15 protein-coding genes are annotated in these 22,463 nt (G+C 43.6%); 10 read left to right on the top strand and 5 right to left on the bottom strand.

Features of this window, described 5'->3' with window-relative positions:
* Window positions 1-194: 194 nt before the first annotated feature.
* The gene (locus tag RIM23_RS31365) at window positions 195-611 is read right to left on the bottom strand and encodes a thiol-disulfide oxidoreductase DCC family protein (RefSeq protein WP_446372511.1); all 417 of its coding nucleotides are present in this window, start codon (window positions 609-611) and stop codon (window positions 195-197) included.
* 369 nt (window positions 612-980) lie between these two features.
* Between RIM23_RS31365 and RIM23_RS31360 the strand changes: the two genes are divergently transcribed.
* Together RIM23_RS31360 and RIM23_RS31355 are read left to right on the top strand one after the other, a co-directional pair.
* Window positions 981-1,832 carry a DUF2382 domain-containing protein gene (locus tag RIM23_RS31360; RefSeq protein WP_446372509.1) on the top strand — a complete coding sequence of 284 codons (852 nt, stop codon included), beginning with the start codon at window positions 981-983 and terminating at the stop codon, window positions 1,830-1,832.
* Window positions 1,833-1,959: 127 nt separating this feature from the next.
* The gene (locus RIM23_RS31355) at window positions 1,960-2,829 is read left to right on the top strand and encodes a DUF2382 domain-containing protein (protein WP_446372507.1); all 870 of its coding nucleotides are present in this window, start codon (window positions 1,960-1,962) and stop codon (window positions 2,827-2,829) included.
* A gap of 55 nt (window positions 2,830-2,884) precedes the next feature.
* Here RIM23_RS31355 and RIM23_RS31350 read toward each other — a convergent pair whose 3' ends face one another.
* Window positions 2,885-3,751, bottom strand: coding sequence for an endonuclease/exonuclease/phosphatase family protein (locus RIM23_RS31350; RefSeq protein ID WP_446372505.1), 867 nt, complete (start codon window positions 3,749-3,751; stop codon window positions 2,885-2,887).
* Window positions 3,752-4,004: 253 nt separating this feature from the next.
* On the opposite strand from RIM23_RS31350, the gene RIM23_RS31345 reads away from it, so the two are divergent.
* On the top strand, window positions 4,005-5,693 hold the full coding sequence (locus RIM23_RS31345) for a potassium channel family protein (RefSeq protein WP_446372503.1): 1,689 nt from the start codon (window positions 4,005-4,007) through the stop codon (window positions 5,691-5,693).
* A gap of 262 nt (window positions 5,694-5,955) precedes the next feature.
* On the top strand, window positions 5,956-6,150 hold the full coding sequence (locus tag RIM23_RS31340; RefSeq protein WP_446372501.1) for a hypothetical protein: 195 nt from the start codon (window positions 5,956-5,958) through the stop codon (window positions 6,148-6,150).
* Window positions 6,151-6,870: 720 nt separating this feature from the next.
* Here the strand turns inward: RIM23_RS31340 and RIM23_RS31335 are convergent.
* Window positions 6,871-9,594 (bottom strand): right-handed parallel beta-helix repeat-containing protein, encoded by a 2,724-nt coding sequence (locus RIM23_RS31335; RefSeq protein ID WP_446372499.1) that lies wholly within the window; start codon window positions 9,592-9,594, stop codon window positions 6,871-6,873.
* A 531-nt stretch (window positions 9,595-10,125) separates the two neighbouring features.
* Between RIM23_RS31335 and RIM23_RS31330 the strand changes: the two genes are divergently transcribed.
* Together RIM23_RS31330 and RIM23_RS31325 are read left to right on the top strand one after the other, a co-directional pair.
* Window positions 10,126-10,896 (top strand): cysteine hydrolase family protein, encoded by a 771-nt coding sequence (locus tag RIM23_RS31330; protein ID WP_446372515.1) that lies wholly within the window; start codon window positions 10,126-10,128, stop codon window positions 10,894-10,896.
* A gap of 123 nt (window positions 10,897-11,019) precedes the next feature.
* On the top strand, window positions 11,020-11,472 hold the full coding sequence (locus tag RIM23_RS31325) for a cupin domain-containing protein (RefSeq protein WP_446372497.1): 453 nt from the start codon (window positions 11,020-11,022) through the stop codon (window positions 11,470-11,472).
* A gap of 54 nt (window positions 11,473-11,526) precedes the next feature.
* On the opposite strand, the gene RIM23_RS31320 is transcribed toward RIM23_RS31325, so the two are convergent.
* Entirely contained in the window at window positions 11,527-11,760 is a 234-nt protein-coding gene (locus RIM23_RS31320) for a hypothetical protein (protein WP_446372495.1), read from the bottom strand.
* Window positions 11,761-11,836: 76 nt separating this feature from the next.
* On the opposite strand from RIM23_RS31320, the gene RIM23_RS31315 reads away from it, so the two are divergent.
* The 4 genes from RIM23_RS31315 (at window position 11,837) to RIM23_RS31300 (ending at window position 20,826) form a co-directional block, all read left to right on the top strand.
* Window positions 11,837-13,483, top strand: a complete 1,647-nt coding sequence (locus RIM23_RS31315; RefSeq protein WP_446372493.1) for a CocE/NonD family hydrolase — start codon at window positions 11,837-11,839, stop codon at window positions 13,481-13,483.
* A gap of 724 nt (window positions 13,484-14,207) precedes the next feature.
* Window positions 14,208-18,305 (top strand): response regulator, encoded by a 4,098-nt coding sequence (locus RIM23_RS31310; RefSeq protein WP_446372491.1) that lies wholly within the window; start codon window positions 14,208-14,210, stop codon window positions 18,303-18,305.
* A gap of 74 nt (window positions 18,306-18,379) precedes the next feature.
* Window positions 18,380-19,642 carry a sensor histidine kinase gene (locus tag RIM23_RS31305; RefSeq protein WP_446372489.1) on the top strand — a complete coding sequence of 421 codons (1,263 nt, stop codon included), beginning with the start codon at window positions 18,380-18,382 and terminating at the stop codon, window positions 19,640-19,642.
* 734 nt (window positions 19,643-20,376) lie between these two features.
* Window positions 20,377-20,826 carry a helix-turn-helix domain-containing protein gene (locus tag RIM23_RS31300; protein WP_446372487.1) on the top strand — a complete coding sequence of 150 codons (450 nt, stop codon included), beginning with the start codon at window positions 20,377-20,379 and terminating at the stop codon, window positions 20,824-20,826.
* Window positions 20,827-21,019: 193 nt separating this feature from the next.
* Here the strand turns inward: RIM23_RS31300 and RIM23_RS31295 are convergent, their stop codons facing one another.
* Window positions 21,020-22,342: an AAA-like domain-containing protein gene (locus RIM23_RS31295; protein WP_446372485.1), complete on the bottom strand. Its 1,323-nt coding sequence runs from the start codon at window positions 22,340-22,342 to the stop codon at window positions 21,020-21,022.
* Window positions 22,343-22,463: the final 121 nt, after the last annotated feature.

Here is a 22,463-nt window from a genome sequence, read left to right as displayed (position 1 = left end):
TTTTACACTCAAATCACTTCTTTAGTCGAATACAGATGTTTAAATTTGAGCGACAGTAGCTTAAAGCTGGAAAGCACCTTAAGGTGTCATGACCCAGGTAGCGTAGTTCATTAAAGAACTGAGACTGGCTATCTCTACAGTTTTGGTATTTGTTGTCCATTACTGTCCACTGTTCGACGGATAGCGTGAATCAATCAAGTCTGACAATTTTGCTTCCCCTGACACCCCACGGGATAAGCTGAATTGTAGGTACTCGATCGCTTGCCAAACCAACTATACCGATTATCACGAACCTGTTCATAGCTGCGATCGCCCAGCCATTTCATTCCAGGCATTGCCCGATACGCTGAGACGAACACCTCTCCCATGGGCAACAGACGCCCAATTTCCTCAGCCGCCTCACTCCCTTGCCACCGACGTTCTGGGGACGCCCCATCGATGAGAATCATGCCCAGTTCACAGTCTTGGGGAGTAATGCCAAAGGTTTGACAGGCGGCTTCATCCTGCATGGGAATGTAGTCAAACTGCTGTCCTTGATCGAGATTTTCCAGAAGCTGCACTAACGTGACACAAAGATTGCAGTTGCCGTCGTAAATAACGTGATATCGCATAAAACAGGTTAATAGCACTAAATCTGAGTCATCTTTACTTACTATAACTATTTTTATCTATTCCTATAGAGGGATAAAAAAAATAAGTAATAATGTTAGCTTGTAATTATTTAACTATTTATTCGATTAAATCTTCTATACTAAAGGAATAGTGTTAAATTCAAGAACTTTGGCTAGAAGAAAGTCTGTCAATCAGCGCAAATATTCTAAATCAAAGGAAATCACGGTATCGTCGTCAAAATAATCCCTAACCTCGTTTTGTTTATGTCTTTTGAGGGATTAAATAGAACTCTTTTATGTTTAATCTGAAAGTAGGGTGTGAGAGTTGAACTCTCAATCACCAAGATGAATAAACAAGGAGACTATTCTATGAATCTGATAAAGATAGACAAGTTTTACCCCAACTATAAAGAACAGATTTTCGGTGGCGATGACATTAAAGGATATGATGTCTACTCTGATCGAGAAGAGAAAATTGGTGAAGTTCAAGATGCTCTTCTTGATGAAACAGGTCGTTTCCGGTATCTAGTCATTGATACAGGGTTCTGGATCTTTGGTAAAAAGGTCTTGTTACCTGTAGGTTATGCTCGGATGGATTATGATCGTCGCCGGGTTTATGTAATCGGTATGACAAAAGCGCAAGCCGAAAGCTTACCTGAATACCATGACAACATGACCATTGACTACGACTACGAAGAACGAGTCAGGAATGTCTACCGACCAATGGCGAACAATCGCTCAACAGCATCAACAGCGGCTCAAGGGAGAACCTACAACCGCGACACCTACAGCTATGATCATGAGCCTCACCTCTACGCCACTACTGACCAGGATCATAAGAATCTAAAGCTGTATGAAGAGAAACTAATTGCTAATAAAAACCGTTACAAGAGCGGTGAAGTTACCGTTGGTAAGCATGTAGAATCTGAAACAGCCCAGGTATCAGTTCCTGTAGAAAAAGAACGGGTCGTAATTGAGCGAAGCACTCCCTCAGAAGCCCGCGAAGTCCAACCAGGTACTGCTGATTTCCACGACGGTGAAGTTGCGCGTGTGGAAGTTCATGAAGAAGCAGCAGATATCAAGAAGAAAGCCTATGTGCGCGAAGAAGTTGGTATCAAGAAAGAAGTTGAGCGTGACACTGTAGATGCCAAAGAAACAGTTCGTCGCGAAGAATTAGAAGTCGATGTAGATGGCAATCCTGTTGTCAAAGGTCGTCGCTAGAGTTCTGGAAAATCTTGAATTTCACCGATTGTAAGTAAGTTGGTGGATACGGGGGTGGGCATTGCTCACCCTACGTTTAACAAGTTTGGCTAGGTTACCATCCATAATTGAGTCGGAGTAGTCAACTATGAGCAAAAAAGAACCTACAAGTAGTTATACAAGTAAAAAAATTAAAAATTTATTAGAGCAATTTAGAGAAAGGTTTACTTTCTTTACTGTCGTGAATCAAAAAGGTGAAGTATTAGGGCGGGTTGAAGATTTCTGGGTTGAAAAAAATCATCGGCTTTATATGGTGATGTCTGCTGGAGAGACAAAAGCTGAATCCCCCTGTTTCCTCCTCAGTCGTCAGCAAATTCAGACAATTGACTCAGAAAATAGAAGAGTGATTGTGGATCTATCACCAGCAGAAATTGAATACTTGCCTGTACATCATCGAAAAGTAAATCCTTCAGGGGACTTACCTGATTCGTCGGTAACAACTACAAGGGCTATGAATGCTGAAAAGGCTATGGATTCGGAAGAAATATTGAATAGTGATCTCGAACAGTCTGATCAGACATCAGATCAGACATCAGAAATAGTCGAAGAAGACATGATTCGCTTACTAGAAGAACAATTAGTCGTCAACCGTACTAAGCACAAAGTCGGCGAAGTAGTCGTTCGCAAAGAAATTGAAACCCGTCTAGTAGAAGTCCCTGTGCGACGGGAAAAATTAATTGTTGAACAAGTCGGCGAAGAACCGAAACAATTGGCAGAAATTGATTTGGGGAAGGGGCAAGTTACAGGTGTTCCCGATACTGTAGAGATGCGTCGCCAGACAGCCACTACCGTTAAAGGTGAATTTGTCTCGCCTAAAGCAGCCAGTGATCTTTTAGCCGCGATCGCGCTGCAAGAGAATCACGGTTGTGTTAATGTGCGTGTAGAGCTAGTAGTGGACAATCCAGAGCGTCAAAAAACCTACCAAAACATGTTTGATCGCTGCCGTGGTAGGAAATAGAAGATCAAAATCGCTCTGATATTCTTCAATAAATAACTTTTTCTTTCCCGCCCCTTTAGTCTTTGTACTCTAAGTGACCGACTAAACCAAAATGGTCAGAGGGGAAAACAGAGGGGGAATCAGGGGAAAGGGGTGTCAATCCCAAGCGTTCAATGGATTGTGGCTGCCAACCTGGGGAATCAGAATGGAGTAAGATGCGGTCAAAGCGTACTTTTTTGTGTTTCTGTTTTTGCTGCAACCTCATTAAATTAATATCAGTATCTTCGGTATAGCCCGGTTCATCACCTCTGAGAACTGCCCACATATCTTGATAGCGACTGTCGATATTACGGTTCTCGTTTTCCCAGGATGAACAAAAATTAAAATCTCCCATGAGTACAGCATGATCGGCGTGTTCTAATAGGGGAAAGATATCAGCAAGCTGTCTGGCGCGGATGGAGGCAAACTTCTTTTTGCTTTCTAAATGAACCGTAGCAATATTAAAACGTTGTCCATTAATCTGCAATTGAGCACAGAGAAATTTGCGGCTCATTTGGCTGATAAGGTTACAGAAAAATAACCGATGGATGGGAAGCTTAGACAGCAAGAGAACGCCATAGGGATTTACGGTTTTGCCTGTGGTGTCGGAAAGATAGTAATTATTTCTGACCCAGTCTTGCTCTAAAATTAGTTTGAGAGAGGTTGGGGTGACCTCTTGCAACGCGATCGCGTCAGCGTCACAGTCTTGGATCAGCTTCAGTATAGCCTCATGGCGTTGTTGGCGATAATAGTCGGAAAACCAAATATTATAAGTTACCATTGTTAGTTTATGGGTTTTAATATCATTAACACCATCGATTGATTTAGTCCAAGCTCGTTTTTCGGGATTGAACGTCTTGGGGTTAAGTTTTTGTATGCTTAGAGGAATCTGAGGCTTAGTCATAAACTGCTTTCTACTCAATTAATTATTAGTCTAAGAGTAAGGATTTCCATTCGTCAATAAACCGTAGTTGCGGCTGATAACGGACTTTAAAAAGCCGTCCTATTTGAAGTATAAATGATAAACGAAGACTACTTTTTTTCCTGTTCTCGCTAGTCTTGGTGTCTTCGGTTACAATGGTTTCCGTGAATCTATAGGAGAATAGTTGCTCAAAACACAACCAGACAAAAACCTGTCTGTGGATAAGGCTTGCTTTATGAAACCCCGAATCATCGTTTGTGGCTTGGGTCGCACTGGCTATCAAATTTTCTCACTATTAAAGCAACAGGGAGCATCTGTTGTCGGAATTAGCGATCGCTTAGTCCCTTGTAACTGTCAGGATCTGATTATCGGCGATTTTCGCTCAGCCGCCACCCTACTCGCCGCTGGGATTCAGGAGGCGCAAACCCTAGTCATCACCTCTAGCGATGATGCCTTGAATCTAGCCATTCTCACCCAAGCCCGAGTCCTCAATCCCCGGATTCGGATAATTAGTCGGCTATTTAACAGCAGCTTAGGCGATCGGTTGGATCAGATTCTGCCCAACCATGTCAGCCTCAGTGTCGCCGCATTAGCCGCCCCTGTGTTTGCTTTTGCCGCGATGGGGAATCAAGCGATTGGACAACTGCAATTATTTAATCAAACCTGGCCCATTCATGAAGAATATATCCATGAGTCTCATCCCTGGAACGGGCGGCGGTTGAATGAGTTGTGGGAAGATCGATCGCGGATGTTGATTTACTATCGACCCGTGAAAGGGCAGATAAATTTGGTTTCAGCCGTTGTGCAAAGGCGAACCTTACAACCGGGCGATCGCATAATCGTTGGCACTCAACCCAATATCCGCAGCCGTCGGGGTTCTTGGCTACGCCGACTGTTTAAAGTTCTCACCAACCTGCGACAGTTTCAGCACCACGGTCAACCCATTCTCGCTGGCACTTTCGCCCTACTCCTAACTATTTTTATCGCCACACTCACTTATGTTAGCGTTCAGTTGAATACCTCAATTGTTGACGCCCTTTATTTTTCCGTGGGTATGATTACTGGGGCTGGTGGAAAAGAAGAAGTGGTAGAATTAGCCCCCGACAGCATCAAAATTTTTACTGCCGTGATGATGTTAGTTGGGGCAGGTGTGATTGGGATTTGTTACGCCCTACTCAACGATTTTATTTTAGGCACTCGTTTTAGTCAATTTTTAGATGCAGCCCGTGTTCCCAGTCGCCATCATTATATTGTTTGTGGCTTGGGGGGTATTGGTATCCAGATTATTAATCAACTCCATAGTCATGGCTATGAAGTCGTTGTAATTGAACAAGATGCCAATAATCGATTTCTCGGTGTTGCCCGTTCCTTGGGAGTCCCCGTGATTATTGGTGATGCCAGTTTAGCGACCCACTTAAAAGCTGCCAATATCCATACAGCGGAAGCTTTATTAGCTGTAACCAGTAGCGACATGACTAATGTCGAGATTAGTTTAAGTGCCAAAGCTTTAACGTCAAATTTACCCATCGTTGTGCGAAATCATGACCCCCAATTTGCCCGAGGAGTGCAGCAAGTTTTTAACTTTGAGGTGGTACTCAGTCCCACAGAATTAGCCACACCTGCCTTTGCCGCCGCCGCTTTAGGTGGGCGTATTTTAGGGAATGGCATGACCGGAGATACCCTTTGGGTAGCCTTGGCAACAACAATTACTCTGAAGCATCCGTTCTGTGGACGCCGGGTGAAAGATTTAACCCTAGATATTGAGTTTGTTCCCCTCTATATTGAAACCAAAAATCAAAAGCTTCACGGTCGAGATTTATTGGACACAGCATTAGCGGCAGGTGATGTTTTATACTTAACCATGCCAGCGTCACAATTAGAACAGTTGTGGCGAGTCACACCCTCTCAGTTGTTGGCGAGTTGAATCTGGGGAAGCTGTAGGGGCTCTTTTCACGACTATCTTTTCTGTTGCACAAGGGATGTGACTCGCGCCCGCCCCTGACTGATTACTTACTCAATCTCATACACCCATTTAGGAGTGCCACACCACTCGGCAAGCCCCATGGCGTCAGCGCACTAATGCTTTAGATAGAGAGATAAATAAATCAAAATCCTATTTTAGGAAGAGGAACATTCTCTCTTAGTTTTTTATTATTGGTAATAACGTCGAAATTAAGAATGCAATTATGCCAGAAAAAGACATAACATCCCACGGTAAACAAACGACAACCGCCGCCGGAGCTAGAACAACCGGTATGGAGTCTACAGATCCCAAAGCTGATGAGCAAGAGTCCAAGAAAGATCCAGCAACCACTGCGGAAGCCGAAGGTGGAAATAAACATGTAGCTGGTGATCCTAATCAAGGGACTGAATCTCGCTAATATTCTTGCCGATTGGCTAGATTTTGAGACAGCCTAACTTAAATCAAAGTGGTAGAGACGTAGATGGCTACGTCTCTATAATTATTAAGCCTCTTAAGCACCCTACTGGCGTGGCAAACCTAATTTAGTGGATTGGAATTGTAGGGGCGCACCGACGTAATTGGTGTCAACTTAAGGCTGAAACCCTTACTTAGGGTCTGCTGAATAAGTATTGTGGTGGGGGTAGGAAGCAGGGGGAGACCAGAGGATGCGGGAGCTTTTTTGCACGGGGGGAACCAGAAATTAGAGTCTGCTGAATAAGTCTTGTGGATGGGTAGGGAGCAGGGGGAGCAGGGGGAGCAATGATACATTTTCTCTGATAGCGGTGCAAGGGTATGAAAGGATTTCACTATATTTCCTTGAAGATGCTCCAATGTCCATGCTACTCAAAGCCTTGATAGATAAGGGTTTTGCCGTTGTGCAGCAAGCCCAAATTAATCAAAGTCCCCCTTTTGAAGGGGGATTTAGGGGGATCTAAACTTTGAGCGCTAGTCATAAAAGTCTTAAGTTGACACGAATGACCGACGTGCGCCCCAAAAAACCGTAAAATCTATTCCCCAATTTTAGCCGTGCCACAGGGGTGCATGTCAACGCAAGTAGGTTGGGTTGAGGAACGAAACCCAACTTATCCGGTTAGCTGGAATATTGCGTGCTTTCCTTGACATGCTCCCTGTCACGCAACTAAGGAACTGGACAATCACCTAGGGGCTCAACAGGTAGTTGTGGTATCAAAATGATGCCATTATTTGCTGTTGTATTGGCTTTGAATGTACTCTCAGGATCGGTGTAATTAAGTACAAAGCCATTCTCGCTGGTATTATTACTCAAATCTAAACAGATAGTCGATTCAGGATCAGGATCACTCAGGGAGCCGGTTTGTACTAAAAAACCATTGGGATTGCCAAAATTACCAGGATTTCCTGTAAATATATTAAATCTGACACTTGCAAAAATTTCGGACTGATCCTCCGCTAATATAAGCACACCAAAACGAGCATTATCCATTACTGTATTTCTTTCTAGTAGTAACTGGAGCGTTGAGTTATTGAGTGTATCTATAAATATGCCATCGGGTTGGGGAAAAGTGAAGTCAATGCCCTGAAAGCCATTCCTGTAAACTTGATTATCAGTGATTGTCAGTCTCGATGTAGCAAATTCTTGAATGCTAACACCGATACCATGATGACCATTATTCAATATCTCATTGTTGTCAATTGTGACTCCTAACTGGGATTCTCCTAACATCAAGCCAGCAATCCCGATAGTTTCATTATCAGAAATCAGGTTATTTTGGATAAGGATTTCTCCTTCAGCAGTTGCAGTAGATTGTACAGTTATTCCCCACCTCTGATTTCTAGCCACGGTATTTTCAGCAACTGTTGCCATTCCACGGGAATCATCTAGTAATGTGATGATTATCCCATCCAACTGATTGTTCAAAAGAGTATTATTTGTAATATTAACTGTTCCCTGGGAATTATCCCTTAGAAATACATTAATACCATTAAACTGATTTTCGGACAGCGTATTATTTACAATCGTAACTGTTTCATCGGAATCGCCAAATAATCCAATGGCAATTCCATCTAATTGATTTTCTATAATATTATTGTTTTTCATGGTGACTATTCCAGCAAAATTATCTTCTAATGCTATAACAATTCCCTGAAATTGGTTGTCTGAAATTTCATTGTCGATAATTAGTAAACTTGAATTAGAATTGCTGGATAGCTCAGCGACAAGTCCGGCGCTGTCATTGTTTTGAATTATATTATCATTAATGTTAAAGTTAACGTTGACAGCATTAGCTAATCTAAAGCCAATGCCGTTAAATTGATTACCCGCCAGTATATTTTCAGAAAGTGTTATTGTACTGTCCTCAGTATTAAACAGAACAAGACTCATGCCATCGCCTGTTGTATTTAAAATCTGATTTCTGACCAGGTTTAGGTCAACCGAACCCGCCGTGTTAAGGATAAAAAATCCACTATTTTCAAAACCACCTGTCCTATCAATACTATTATCGGTAACGGTGACATTTCCCGTCGTCTCAAATAGTACGATACCATCTTGAGTGGAATTCGCGATCGCGTTCTCCCGAATCGTTACTGTATCAATCTCTCTCGCCTCAATTCCAAACGTACCCGCATTGGGAATAAAAAACCCAGATAGGGTAGTTTGATTCCCCATTGTTACCGAAGCAGCAGCACCTGGAGAAATCGTGGGGAGTACCCCCGCACCCGATAGGGGTAATTGCACCATCCCTGCTTCTACAGTATCCAGTTGCTGAATGGGACCAGTGGATAACACCTGTACTCGATCAGGAATAGTAAACGGCGGAATTCCTGGATTCGTTCCGGGTTGTACATAAACAATATCATTGCCATCGGACATCGTTTGAGTTAACCCGTTCTCAACCGTACCAAACGGATTTTCAAACGTACCATCTCCCCCCATTTCGCCTAAACTAACATGCTGAAATACATAAGGTTCATCGGTTTCCGGATTCGTCGCTGGTACATCTTGGAAATCATCTTGATGATCAATCACAATCGCATTTGTTCGCTGCACCGATTCAGCCAATCGTGCCACAAATTGATCATCTTCATCCCTTAACCCTTGAGGACGACGTCCGGGGAATGTTGCACCCACTGTAAAAACTAAATTTGTGCCAAATAAATCATCATTTTGCAACGACAAACCCAGATTAAAATTATCTGAGGGACGCGCTTCCAATCTCACCCGCCATCCCCATATTTCTGAACTCCCTTGGGCATCATACCAATACAATCCCCCATAGCCGCGCAGATCACCATCCGTACCAATTTGAGCAACTTTTGCCCCAACTTCTGCATCAAAACCCGCCATAGCGGCTTCTTTATCTTGCCCCTGTTCTAAAATCAAGAAGTTACGGCGAAAGAAACCATCTCGAACCCCAACATCACCGACTCCCTGGCGCCTATCTCCAATAGGGAAATACCCATTCACCCGAAAATCCCAAACATTGCCTAAACTTTCTATACCCAACCCTACTTGGTTAAACGTATTATGCCCCGTATGGCGGTTATCATAACTCATATAACCGCCCCAAATGCGATGGGAATTGGCATTATAGGTACGATATCCCAGGGTTAGATTACCCCCCAAATTGGCATCATCATTATCCAGGAATAATCGCCCTTCCAGAAACGTCAGATTCTCACCCGGACTTTGCAAAAGGGGGACAAATCCCTCTAGGCGGGTAAATCCATCAAATCCACCGCCGGAACTCGTATGTCCAATTCCCAAGCGGGGTGTAAATTTTAAGGGAGTCGCCGTTTCTGATACCTCTGTCTGAGCTAGAATGGGTGGGCTAGAGATAGAAAATAGAAGTACACTGATTAATCCCAGTTTTGTATTCTTCATAAGTTTGAAGGCAGAATCAAGGAGAGACGTTCCAGTAAATGTCTGTAAAAGGGACAGAGAACAGAAGAACAAAAAATATTTTATCTGCCCCTATTTTAGATCATATCTGTCTCATACCAAATCCGCCTTTATTACCCCCTGCAAGAGGAGGCGATTGAAATCGCTGCTACACCAGTCCTTTCGTCCGCCTGCGCGGACTGGGTTACAACGGGGGTAGCTAACCCGGATTTGGTATCAACCGTGATCATATCGTCATTCCCGGTTATTTATCCCACCCTCTAAACTCTTCGCCCCAACAATAAAACTCCCTCTGCGTTCCTCTGCGTTAACCTCTGCGTTCCTCTGCGTTAAAAAAACACAATTCCGATGCTAAATGAGGCAAAATCGTGGCAATCCGATCTGCCTCAATTTGCACATCTACGTCACTTCAACGCCCTAATTTATCGGACAATTAAGGCGATGACTTATCCATCACCACTTGTGAGTGGATCGAAACTGAGTACAATTATTGGCATGTCTATCATTACTGCCATGAATCAACCGTTACGGACATTAGGTGTAGCCCCCAATGCTTGGGGAGTGAATGATGCGATCGCGGATTTGACTCGCCCCTCCCTAACCCCTCACCCCATTACCCTCACCACCGAAACCAAAAGCCTGCGCCTGGATTTAGTCAAATCTGCCATCCTTGTCATCGACATGCAAAATGACTTCTGTCATCCCGATGGCTGGTTAGCCCATATTGGCGTAGACATAACCCCCGCCCGAACCCCAATTGAACCCCTGACAACCTTGCTTCCCCAGCTACGAGATATTAATGTCCCTGTAATTTGGGTGAACTGGGGAAACCGTCCCGACTTACTCAATATTAGTGCTGGATTGCGCCATGTTTACAACCCCACAGGCGCAGGAATTGGACTCGGCGATCCTCTGCCCAAAAATGGGGCAAAAGTGTTAATAAAAGATAGTTGGGCAGCAGCAATTGTGGATGAATTAAACCACGAACCCGAAGATATTTACATTGATAAATATCGTATGAGTGGCTTCTGGGACACTCCCTTAGACAGCATTTTACGCAATATGGGCAAAACTACACTTTTCTTTGCTGGTGTCAATATTGACCAATGTGTCATGGCAACATTACAGGATGCCAACTTTCTAGGGTATGATTGTGTTCTGCTCAAAGATTGTGCAGCAACAACGTCTCCTGATTACTGCTTTAAAGCCACTATTTACAATGTCAATCAATGTTTTGGCTTTACCAGCGATTCCCAATTACTTCTGAAAGCCTTAAAAGCTTAATAAAAAGGCGGAGGGGCAGAGGAGACAAGGAAAATGGGGAGAGTTAGTAGCTATCAAAGATTTGCATCAAAAACGAATGACCAATGACCAATGACGAATGACCAATTTTAGGAGAAAATTCCCATGGAATCTCGTTGCATGATTCCCGTCATTAAATCCCCCAAGGACTACCAATCCTATCGCATCAGTCCCCAAGATAGTAACCGTTTAGCCATTATCTTCGACCCCGCGATCGCGGATGCATCATTGACCGTTTGTGTGGAGATCTTTGAGGAAGGTGGAAAAACTCCCCCCAATCGCCATCAAATTGCTGTAGAAATGTTTTTTATCCTCAAAGGGGAAGGAATTGCCCGTTGTGATGGCAAAAATGTGCCATTTCGGGCAGGAGATAGTTTATTAGTCCCACCAACGGGTATTCATGAAATTATAAATACAGGTTGTGGTCGTTTATATGCATTATGCTTCATGGTTCCCAATGAGGATTTTGTCGAACTTATTCGCAGCGGTACACCCGTAGATTTGGATGAGGAAGATTTTCGAGTCTTGGGACGTACTGATGCTGTGGTTTCGTGTTAGGACACAGGGAATAGGGTAGGGTGGTAGAGATATAGTATACTACGTCTGGAACAGTCAGGGCGGGTTTTGCACAAATGTTATTATCAATAGCCAAAAGAAAGTCTCTAAACCCGCCCCTACAGACGCGCCATGGCGCGTCTCTACACACACTTTCCCTTTTTTCCAATCCCTAATCCCTTGTTGCGCGATCGCGTGATGAATTCCATCAGGATAAATCTTGGCAACCTCAGGTTTTTGTTTTTCCACTTGATACTCATTCCAGACGGTAACGCGAGGATTGGCTGTCATATTAATATCATCAGTAAACTATTCTTTTTTTTATTATGCCAATAACAAATGACAAATGACAAATGACAAATGACAAATGACAAAAATTCATAAACAAACAGCATCCATGTTAACCCGCGATGGAATTCATCTAGATGCTGATATTTACTATCCTGATACCGATATAGACTTACCTGTACTCCTGATGCGACAACCTTACGGAAGGGCGATCGCGTCTACTGTAGTCTATGCCCATCCCTCTTGGTATGCCGCCCAGGGGTATATTGTGGTGATTCAGGATGTGCGGGGACGGGGGACCTCAGGGGGAGAGTTTCACCTATTTGTCCATGAGGTTGCTGATGGAATTGATACCCTTAACTGGGTATCACAGTTACCGGGTAGCAATGGACAGGTGGGTATGTATGGCTTTTCCTATCAGGGGATGACTCAACTTTATGCCGCATCGGCACATCTGCCCGGATTAAAAACTATTTGTCCGGCAATGATGGCGTATGATTTATATGCAGATTGTGCCTATGAAAATGGGGCATTTTGTTTACACATCAATTTGGGATGGGCGGTACAGTTAGCCGCAGAAACTGCCCGATTGAAAAATGATGCTATTGCCTATCAAATTCTCTATGCGGCATCTAGAAATTTGCCCTTTTATGACCTATCTCCCCGATTTACCGAGAGTTTAAATAAGTATGCGCCGAATTCCTTTTATGCTGAATGGCGAAACCATCCTGAACCCGGAGACTATTGGCAAAAACTCTCACCGAAACTAGACGGTGTGGACTTGCCGATGCTGCATATTGGTGGCTGGTTTGATCCGTATCTTCGGGGTAATCTGCGCCTCTATAAACAAATGGTAAGCCAGAGTAATTTTCCCCAGCATCTGATCATTGGACCTTGGGCGCACCTGCCTTGGGGACGGAAAGTGGGGGCAAGAGATTATGGGGCAAATGCGCTAAGTTTTGTGGATACGTTACAAGTCCGTTGGTTTGACCAGTTTCTCAAGGGAATTGATACCGGATTGTTGAATAAACCGCCTGTCTATTTATTTGAAATGGGCAGTAATCAATGGCGTTATTTTGATACGTGGTTACAAAATAATCAGAAATCCTATTGTCTTGCCAGTACAGGTTTAGCCACTGTGCGAGACGATTCAGGGACTCTCATCCCCCAATTGGAATCTCTTGACGAATTGCCCCTTCTCTCTGCTGTAACTGATGTATTCGTTCATGATCCGTGGCGTCCCGTTCCGGCGTTGGGAGGTCATGCAGCAATTCCGGCGGGCTCGTTTGATCGTTGTGCTATTGATAGTCGTACCGATGTTTTAACCTATACTTCAGCGCCGTTTACTGAAGATTTACATCTAATGGGGGATGTAGCAGTAGAGGTTTTCTGCTATGCAGATAAACCGACTTTTGATCTCTGTGTCGTGTTATCTGAAGTGCTTCCGAATGGGATCGTTTATAATTTCACTCAGGGGTATGCGACTGTGAGTCTGGGTCAAGAGATAACACCTGTTAGAATCGAACTTCAGCCGACTTGTATGAAGATTGCCAAAGGTAATGCATTACGTCTAAGTCTAAGCGCCGCTTGTTTTCCCGCCTATCCAGTGAATCCGGGAACAGGTATACACCCAGGGGAAATTCCCATGATGGATGCTCAGATCATTACAGTCTCAGTGAATTGTGGTGGAAACTTGACATCGAAAGTTTTATTGCCATTAGCTTAAATTTACTTTAATAGAATTTAGCTGGATTGATTTGACAAAGAAAGGGCTGAAATAACCGAGCAGAAAGGCTTTTAATATCCAACATCTAAAACTGGATTCACGGCTTCCCTCTTTTAAGCTTGAGAGATCATAAACAATCCAAAAATCACGACTAATATTATACCGCATTAAATCAAAAGCGTGAGCAATAGTCTGGGATAAGGGTAGGCTCAAAATCGGATGGTAAAGATTATTGGGGACTATGTACAATGAGAAAAGTTATCGATTTTTTTACTTTTTTGGTTTACTCTAATATCTATCAGACGAGAACCGTTAAAAAGTCAAAACCCTGGTATCAAAGCCGCACTCCTGTCGTTCTTGCGCTAATAGTCCTGATGAATTTCCGATAAGGTCTGGAATCACATCAGTAGCCCCAGAGCGAAGGACTGAATTTATAATCGACAACGAGCATCCAACCTTATCGTGGCGAATTAACTGCTGACGACGAAAAGCGCTCGCCAAGCTCCGTAGCTAGCGTTCAATGTCTAGCAGGGATGTGATACAAGGAAACTAGACACCTGTTAAGAAGCATCGAGAAATTTCCCGGCTTCCCTATACTATCTCCAATTTGTTGAGAATCCTAGTCAACTGCTGATAGATGATGAAAATACCTCCTCCCAGGAGGTGTCAATTGATCCACCACTCCCACAATCTAAACCCAGTCCCGAATTTTGACGTTTGACCCATGATGAACAAGCCACCCTTTTTTAAAATGCTCGCCAGAGACAGTAATCAGCAACTATCGGCACAGTTCCACAAATCTTGGCGTCCTCGTCATTTTCTGGTCTGGGTGGTAGTGGGTGTAACAACGGTGGCGATTGGTGCAGTAGCGACAGTCAGCTATTTGGGAGTGCGCCAGCTCATCTTGGAAAACATCAAGCAAAACGCGCTCAATTCCGTGCAAGCAGAAGCCAGTCAAATCGACCGATGGCTAGCCACCCTGAAGGCTGAAATCAGAACTATTGCCAATACCCCCACGGTACGTTCGATGGACTGGTCGCAGATTAAACCGTACTTGCAGATGGAAGTAACCCAAAGTCGGAATTTTACAGCATTTGCCATAACCGATGCCGATGGGAATTTTCAAACGACTGATAACGGTCAAGGGAATGTTAAAGATCGTAAACACTTCCAAAAAGCGATAGATGGACAAGTTAACGTCTCAGATCCCCTGCTTAGTCGGACAACCCAATTACCGGTGATTATCGTTGCTGCACCCATCAAAGCCATGCCACCTCAGCCGCCTCGACCGATTGGCGTAGTAACGGGCGCTATCGATATTGACCGGGTGGCTGAAGTTGTAGAAAGCATCTCCTATGGCAAGAAAAGCTATGCCTTTGCCTTAAACTCTCAGGGAGTGCCTATTGTCCATCCAGACCAAGAGACAATCGGAACACTCGACCAGCCAACTCCCAGTTTTATAGAATCCCCAGAACCTAATCTAGCCGCGATCGCTCGCCAGATGGTAGACAGAAAGCAAGAAATTCAAATGGCAAACCTGGCGGGGGAATCCGTCTATGTGGCTTATGTTCCGCTTCAAGAGGCTGATTGGTCAATTGCCTTAGTCATGAACGATGAAGAAATAGAGGGCGCTCTGTGGTCACTAAATTTGCTGGCGATTGTCTTAGTCACCCTATTAGTCGTTGCCATTTTTTTCGTCAGACGACAGGTGAAACTCTTTGAGGAAACGCGAGCTAAAGCAGCCAAAGAAGCGCTGCTTAACCGCTTAACCAATCGCATCCATTCGTCCCTCGACTTAGACCAAACCTTACCCGCCACTCTAGAAGAACTGACGGCGCTGCTCGGTTTAGAGCGAGTTATTTTGGGTTGGTTGCTAGACGAACAGACGTTGACGATTGCCTACGAATATACCCAGGGCAGTTTGTCTGGCAATGGCAGACAGCTAACCATGAATCCTCCAGGTAAGTTGGGGACTCAATTACGACAGGGTGAGACGGTAGAATTAACCCTTTCCACCACTAGCAATGAATCCGATGATTCTGATGTAGGCACACAAGAGGAGAATCATCTCTCCACCCATCCTCCTATCCCTGTGACTTCCCCTCAAACCTATACCCTGCAAAACGGTCACTATTTAGTCGTTCCCATCCATCCTCAAACCGGTGCAAGAGGTTATTTAATCTGTATCCACCCCACAGCTTGGTCTTTGAGTTCCAGCGACATCGAACTATTAGAAGCGATTTCTAAACAAATTGCCAGTGCTTGCACCCAGTCTCATCTGTACGCTAAAACCCAAGACCAAATCCAACTCCTAGACAGCACCTTAAACTCATTAGACCGAGAGCGCCGACAACTGCAACAAGTTATTGCCAGTGCGCCCATGGCAATGGCAATGTTTGACACAGAAATGCGCTATATGGCTCATTCCCAAAAGTGGCTCATGGTGCAAGGGATTGAGGGACAATCCATCATTGGTTGCAGCCACTACGAAGTGATCCCAGACATACCGGAACAGTGGAAACAGATTTATCAACGGGCGCTTAAAGGACAAGTCATTACTAACCCAGAAGATATCTGGGAACGTAGCGATGGTTCTATCGTTTATATGCGCTGGGCAATTAACCCCTGGTATACTCCTGATGGTCAGGTTGGTGGGATTGTCATTGCCGCTGACCCAATTAACGAGTTAGTCGAAGCCAGAGAAGCGGCACTGGAAGCGGCACGGTTTAAGTCAAAGTTTCTGGCAAACATGAGTCATGAAATTCGTACCCCCATGAATGGCGTCTTGGGTATGGTGGGACTCCTATTACAGACTCAACTCACGCCGCGACAGCGAGACTATGCCCAAACCATTCGCCGTAGTGCTGACCATTTACTGACAATCATCAACGATATCCTGGATTTCTCCAAACTAGAAGCTGGAGAAATGGAACTCGAAACCATTGAGTTTGACTTGGATGGCTGTATCGAATCGGTTATTGATGTGCTAGCCACTCAAGCCGAAGCGAAAAACCTAGAACTGGCAACCTTAGTTGACCGTCAAGTCCCCCGAAAACTCAAAGGTGATCCGGCTAGACTACGACAGGTTTTGTTAAATCTGACCAACAATGCCCTCAAATTTACACCCCAAGGGGAAGTGGTTATCCATGTCACTTTAGAAATTGCTACCTCCAAAAATGCCACGCTCCACTTTGAGGTGTCGGATACGGGAGTCGGCATTTCCCCTGAAGGGCAAGAAAAACTATTCCAATCCTTTTCCCAAGTCGATAGCTCCACCACCCGTCAATATGGTGGGACAGGCTTAGGACTAGCTATCTGCAAACAGTTGGTAGACTTGATGGGCGGCGAAATTGGTGTGAAAAGTAAGCTGGGCAAGGGTTCCACGTTCTGGTTTACGGCAAAATTTGATAAACAAGCACTCTCGGAACCCCCCAGCACTCCCTTTGCCCTCACTCATCTGAAACTGTTAGTCGTTTCCGAAAGTCGCACCACCCGCCAATCTGTGCGTTACTTAGTTAATACCTGGGGAATGGGGATTGATGAAGCCAACACAGCCGAACTGTCTCTAGATGCCCTGCGCCAAGCCGCTGCAGTTAACCAGCCTTATGATGTTGTGATCTGTGATTGGCAGCTTCCCCAAGTCGAGGATGGGTCGCTCATTCAAACCATTCGTTCTGACCCAGGGTTGAGCCAAACGAAAGCCGTCGTTATGACCCCGATGAATCAACGGGATCAAGTCGAAGAATTATTGTCTGTGGGAGCGGCTAGTTATTTGCTCAAGCCGGTGAGAGCCTCACGGCTATTTGATAGTTTAATGGCGGCTGTAGCGCCCGAAATGATGAAAGAACAGCAGGAGGAAGAATTAGCCCAAAATACAGCGACTGGAGACTTAACTCACAGACGACCTGCGACTCCTGTGAATATCCTCTTAGCTGAAGATCACCCCATCAATCAACAAGTTATTATCAATCAGTTACAAATTTTGGGTTATGATGCCGACTGTGCTGCCAACGGTCAAATCGTCCTGGAATTAGTCGAGGAAAAATCCTACGATATCATTCTCATGGACTGTCAGATGCCTGTTATGGATGGCTACGCTGCTACAACCAAATTGATTGAGCGCTACGGTCGTCATCATCCAGTTATTATTGCTCTAACTGCTCATGCGTTTCCCGAAGACCGAGAACGATGCTCGGCAGTCGGTATGGATGATTATATTAGTAAACCCGTCGATGAGCAACTGTTGAGCGAAAGGTTAGAGTATTGGGCAACTCAGATTAATAAAAATCGTGACGGACAGGGAGATCAGCAGATGGAGAAACACACAGACACAGAAGACAAGGGAAATGGGGAGTTAACTCAAAACTATGTCATCGAGGATCGCGAAGGATTACTCAGCGCCAGTTCTGAACAAATGTTATCGTCAACAGCGAAACGAAATGGGCTAAACTCTTCCCTACTTGCCTCAAACTCAACACTTCCCCAATCCCCAATTAACTGGGAACACCTCGATCGTGTCACCCTCGGTAAAAAATCGGCTCAAGAACGACTATTGCACGCTTTTATCGAACATGCTGAAGCGGATCTAAAGGATATCCAAACCGGAGTTACCGCCGAAGATTATGAACAAATCTATGCAAAAGCCCATCGGTTGAGAGGATCGAGTGCCAATTTAGGTATGGATGCGATCGCACAATTAGCCGCCCAAGTCGAAAACCTTGGACGTGCGGGTTCTCTAGCCGCTATCAAAGAAAATGTTGGCGAGTTAGAACGACAACTGGCTGCGGTTTGCGAATATATCCGCAATATCGATAAATTATGAATTACCTATTCCCTGTTCCCTGTTAAGAGTTCCCTAAAACATGACAAATGACAAATGATGAATGACAAATAACCATGGCAAAAATCCTCGCCGTTGATGATGATATAACGGTACAAATCATTCTCCAAGAGTTGTTAGAAAGTGAAGGTCATGAAGTGCTGCTGGCGGAAGATGGAGAAGCTGCACTCCTAAAAACCAAAAAACTTCAACCTGACTTAATCATCTGTGATTGGATGATGCCCAAACTCGATGGTATAGAAGTTTGTCGTCGAATCAAGGCAGATCCCCAACTAGCAACCATCTTTCTGATTCTACTTACCATACGCGAACAAGTCGCCGATCGCGTCCAAGGTTTAGATTCGGGGGCGGATGATTTTCTCTCCAAACCCATTGAACCTAGTGAATTGCAAGCCCGGGTTCGTTCGGGACTGCGGCTGAGTCAATTAAACAAACAATTCTCACAAGCCCTCCATGAACTCAAGCAAACTCAATCTCAATTAGTTCAGAGTGAAAAAATGTCCAGTTTGGGTCGGATGGTGGCTGGAATTGCTCATGAAATTAATAACCCAGTCACATTTATTCATGGCAACTTATCCCACATTGAATATTATACCCAAGACTTGTTGGAGCTAGTGGAATTTTATCAACAGGAGTATCCAAATCCTAGCCCTCGTCTGCAAAACAAAATAACCGATGTGAATCTTGACTTTTTGAGCCAAGACTTTCCCAAAATATTGGCTTCGATGAAAATTGGCACTGAACGCCTGCGAGAACTGGTGCTATCGTTGCGAAAGTTTTCCCGAATCGATGAAGCTGAACGCAAATCGGTCGATATTCATGAAGGAATAGAAAGCGCTCTTTTTCTGGTACAACATCGGTTATTAAACTCAGCCGGACAGCCGTGGATTCAAATCATCAAAGAATACGGCAATCTGCCCCTGTTTGAATGCTATCCAGGACAACTTAATCAAGTTTTTATTCACATTATTAATAATGCTATTGAGGCATTAGAAAGGAATAAAGAAAAAGCTAAAGTTAACGGTTATTCATCTAAAAATATCGCCACCATTAAAATTAAAACAACTCTTCAAGATAACTATCAAGTCATTATTCACATTATCGATAATGGAGTGGGTATAACGGAAGTTGTAAAACCTCGAATATTTGATCCATTTTTTACCACAAAACCTGTCGGTAAAGGCAGAGGATTAGGACTATCCATTGCTCACCAAATTGTAGTGAATCAACATGGCGGTGAGTTGGACTGTGTTTCTCAACCGAATGTCGGAACTCAGATGACGATTAAACTTCCTTTTCAAAAATGTTTATTAACTTAATTTGAATGGCACTGACTTAACTTGGGTTTGTATTATGCGCGAAGCATACCATCAGCGATCGCATCTATGATTACAAATTTTAACATTTTTCCAACTCTATATATTCTAGTTATTAGGTGATCAGGGAGTAAAGTCAGAAAAGTCAGACCAATTTTCGCTCATCAATCTGACTTTTCTGACCTTTTGCTGTCGTAAAACATCTGACCTTTCTGACCTTTTCATCGGGACAAAATAATGATAATTGTAGAGTTATAGCTGATTAATATAAGCTGTGAAAGATAGGGTTAGTATTCAGACGACAACATCAGGGACTCTATTAATCCTTGTCTGGATACGGAAAGGGTAACTATTACACCATCACTTCCAATTTATTACGTTGTATTATAGCAAGCGCCATAGCGGTTAGGACACATCATTTATGTAGAGACGCGCCATTATGTAGAGACGCGCCATGGCGCGTCTCTACAATGGTGACGAAAGTCCTAATCGATGTGTCTACTGCTATAATACCCAATCCGGATTAAGTATTCGGATAGAAATTTTAGGTGCTGTGTGAACGGGTTTGAACACAGATCAGATTTACTTTGGGTAACGGTAGCGTTTTTTCTGTCCCTATTGATTGAGGCAGAGCAAATAAATAAAGGTAGAAACTTTGCCTACATCTCTACTTTGATTCTGCCTCGCTGGGCTACTTGCTCATGAAAATTGCCGTCTGTTTATCAGGAAAATAAAAGATGTTTAAGGATACTCTTGAAATTTGCGAAACTGAAAAAATTAATGAGTTAAACGAGTTTATTTCTAATACTCTAGATGTAAGAGAATGGAAAAGAGCCGAAGTAGTCAGACTTAAATTATTAGGAGTTCCTTATAAAGAGATAACCAATAGATTAGGGGTATCTACAAGTTTTATTGCCAAGTTACAAAGAAGATATGCGGAAAGAGGAATAGAAGGAATTAAACTGGCATATAAGGGATCGAAAAGTTACTTAACCGCTACAGAAAAAGCAGAAATTACCCATTGGCTAAATTGCCCAGAACACCGAAATATATCAGACTTAAAAAGGCATTTAAGAGACAACTACGACGTCGTGTTCAAATCTAAAGAAAGTTATTATCGCCTTTTGAGAGAAAGTCAATTAGGTCGGCGAATCAGGAATAAACCGACTCTCCCGTACTTAGGGTGATAATAAAATATTATAAATTAAGCCAAAGTCCCACGGTGTAATGCTTGTAGGTTGGGTTCAAAGGAAACCCAACCTACAAGCTATTAAGCTAGGTTTTCTTCAAATCAAGCCAATCGCCACACAGATAAGGAAAATTTATCACCTTATGTACGGGAGAACCCTTTACTTATTTCCACCGACTGTTTTAATCTGATTAATGCATCAAAAAATAGTTTCGATAGAGTTCACAGGTGGGACTTGCCATCATTCCTTGCAGTTGTACTAAACCCAATCCTTCTAAACGATGAGCCGTTTGAGTATCTAGGAAAATCGGCTCTGAACTCGATAAAACTTGATAAAAGGCTTGCTCTAACCCTGCATCCTGTGCCAACATAATCCACAGTTGATCCAAATATTCCCCGTAGATGCCTTTAGGTGTGGGGGCTTCTGCTAAGAGTTGTTCTAGTGATAAATAGCCTAAGCTTAACCAGTAAAACGCCAATTGGAGTAGGTAAGGATGACCGCCCACCAAATCCAGTAAAGGCTCTAGAATAGAAGTTGTTTCTATCCCCACTTGCTCAAGTTTATAACGCTGCCTTAATTCGCTAATTTGAGGGCGGGTGAAGGGGGATAAGTTGACAGGAAGTCCGACATTAAAGGGAGATTGGTGGGTCTGAATGGATAAACTTAATTCGGTGGAATAGGCAAGGATTAACCGTAACTTTTGCCAATTTCCTGGGGTGCGGGCTTGTTCATACCAATGACGCAACATTAAGAAAAAATGACTGGCTAAATCGGGATAGTCAAATAGGGTATGCACCTTGTCAAAGGCAATGACCACAGGCGTGTCAACCGCATTGAGGCAATACTCTTGCATATAAACCGTGCAACTCATTTTACTCCCGGCTCCCTCGAACCAATAGTCGTCGAATTTGGGAGCTAAATTCAACTGTTGGCTAATCACCCAACAAATCCATTGCAAAAATTGATCCAAATCCTTGAACATGGCTGGCTCTGCCTGTTGCACATTGACTAAAACCGTTTGCATTTCATGCTGATGAGCAATGCCGAACAGACGATAAATTAAAGAGGTTTTGCCCATCCGTTGCGGCGCTTTCAGGCGTATTAGGCTCCCGGCTTGATGAAGGGTGTTAATGGCTAAGGTTTCTATGGGGAGACGCTCAATATAGAAGGGTGACTTAAAGGGAAGAGGACGACCGGGAAAGTCGAGTTCGGCTAATCGGGTCTTCCGTTGAGTTTTTTTGTTGAAATTTCGGCTTTCTTCTTGGGGGAAATCCCTTAACATAAACGCCAAATTTCGCTTGTTTATTTCACGGTTTAATTCGTGAGAGAGAGCCAGCCAAAGCTGAGAACCAATATCTTTAATATAACCCGAATCATACCCCGTTTCTTTAGCGATTTCTCGATACAATTTTCCAGACAATGCCCTATCTAACACAATTTCCTCAACCGGGCTGAGTTTTCTAGGGGCAAGGATTGTTTTAACCCATTCAAGTGTTTCTTTTTGGCTATTCATTTTTAAGTAGAGAGGTCAAAATTACAGAAAAAATGGTTAATTTAAAATCCTAAAATTCACGACGATATTACCATATCCGGTAGTCCTGCCAAGAGTAGCGATCATTGACAAACTCGACTAA

Origin of the sequence: Coleofasciculus sp. G3-WIS-01 (genome assembly GCF_040223135.1) — a bacterium.
Taxonomy (GTDB): Bacteria; Cyanobacteriota; Cyanobacteriia; order Cyanobacteriales; family Coleofasciculaceae; genus Coleofasciculus.
The sequence above is the reverse complement of the archived record's forward strand: the minus strand, read 5'-3'. Positions and strand labels throughout refer to the sequence as shown.

Coding starts and splice junctions, on each gene's coding strand:
- RIM23_RS31355 (WP_446372507.1), top strand. CDS start 1,960: ATGAGCAAAAAAGAACCTACAAGTAGTTATACAAGTAAAAAAATTAAA.
- RIM23_RS31330 (WP_446372515.1), top strand. CDS start 10,126: ATGAATCAACCGTTACGGACATTAGGTGTAGCCCCCAATGCTTGGGGA.
- RIM23_RS31325 (WP_446372497.1), top strand. CDS start 11,020: ATGGAATCTCGTTGCATGATTCCCGTCATTAAATCCCCCAAGGACTAC.
- RIM23_RS31320 (WP_446372495.1), bottom strand. CDS start 11,760: ATGACAGCCAATCCTCGCGTTACCGTCTGGAATGAGTATCAAGTGGAA.
- RIM23_RS31315 (WP_446372493.1), top strand. CDS start 11,837: ATGACAAAAATTCATAAACAAACAGCATCCATGTTAACCCGCGATGGA.
- RIM23_RS31335 (WP_446372499.1), bottom strand. CDS start 9,594: ATGAAGAATACAAAACTGGGATTAATCAGTGTACTTCTATTTTCTATC.
- RIM23_RS31310 (WP_446372491.1), top strand. CDS start 14,208: ATGATGAACAAGCCACCCTTTTTTAAAATGCTCGCCAGAGACAGTAAT.
- RIM23_RS31340 (WP_446372501.1), top strand. CDS start 5,956: ATGCCAGAAAAAGACATAACATCCCACGGTAAACAAACGACAACCGCC.
- RIM23_RS31295 (WP_446372485.1), bottom strand. CDS start 22,342: ATGAATAGCCAAAAAGAAACACTTGAATGGGTTAAAACAATCCTTGCC.
- RIM23_RS31305 (WP_446372489.1), top strand. CDS start 18,380: ATGGCAAAAATCCTCGCCGTTGATGATGATATAACGGTACAAATCATT.
- RIM23_RS31360 (WP_446372509.1), top strand. CDS start 981: ATGAATCTGATAAAGATAGACAAGTTTTACCCCAACTATAAAGAACAG.
- RIM23_RS31365 (WP_446372511.1), bottom strand. CDS start 611: ATGCGATATCACGTTATTTACGACGGCAACTGCAATCTTTGTGTCACG.
- RIM23_RS31345 (WP_446372503.1), top strand. CDS start 4,005: ATGAAACCCCGAATCATCGTTTGTGGCTTGGGTCGCACTGGCTATCAA.
- RIM23_RS31300 (WP_446372487.1), top strand. CDS start 20,377: ATGTTTAAGGATACTCTTGAAATTTGCGAAACTGAAAAAATTAATGAG.
- RIM23_RS31350 (WP_446372505.1), bottom strand. CDS start 3,751: ATGACTAAGCCTCAGATTCCTCTAAGCATACAAAAACTTAACCCCAAG.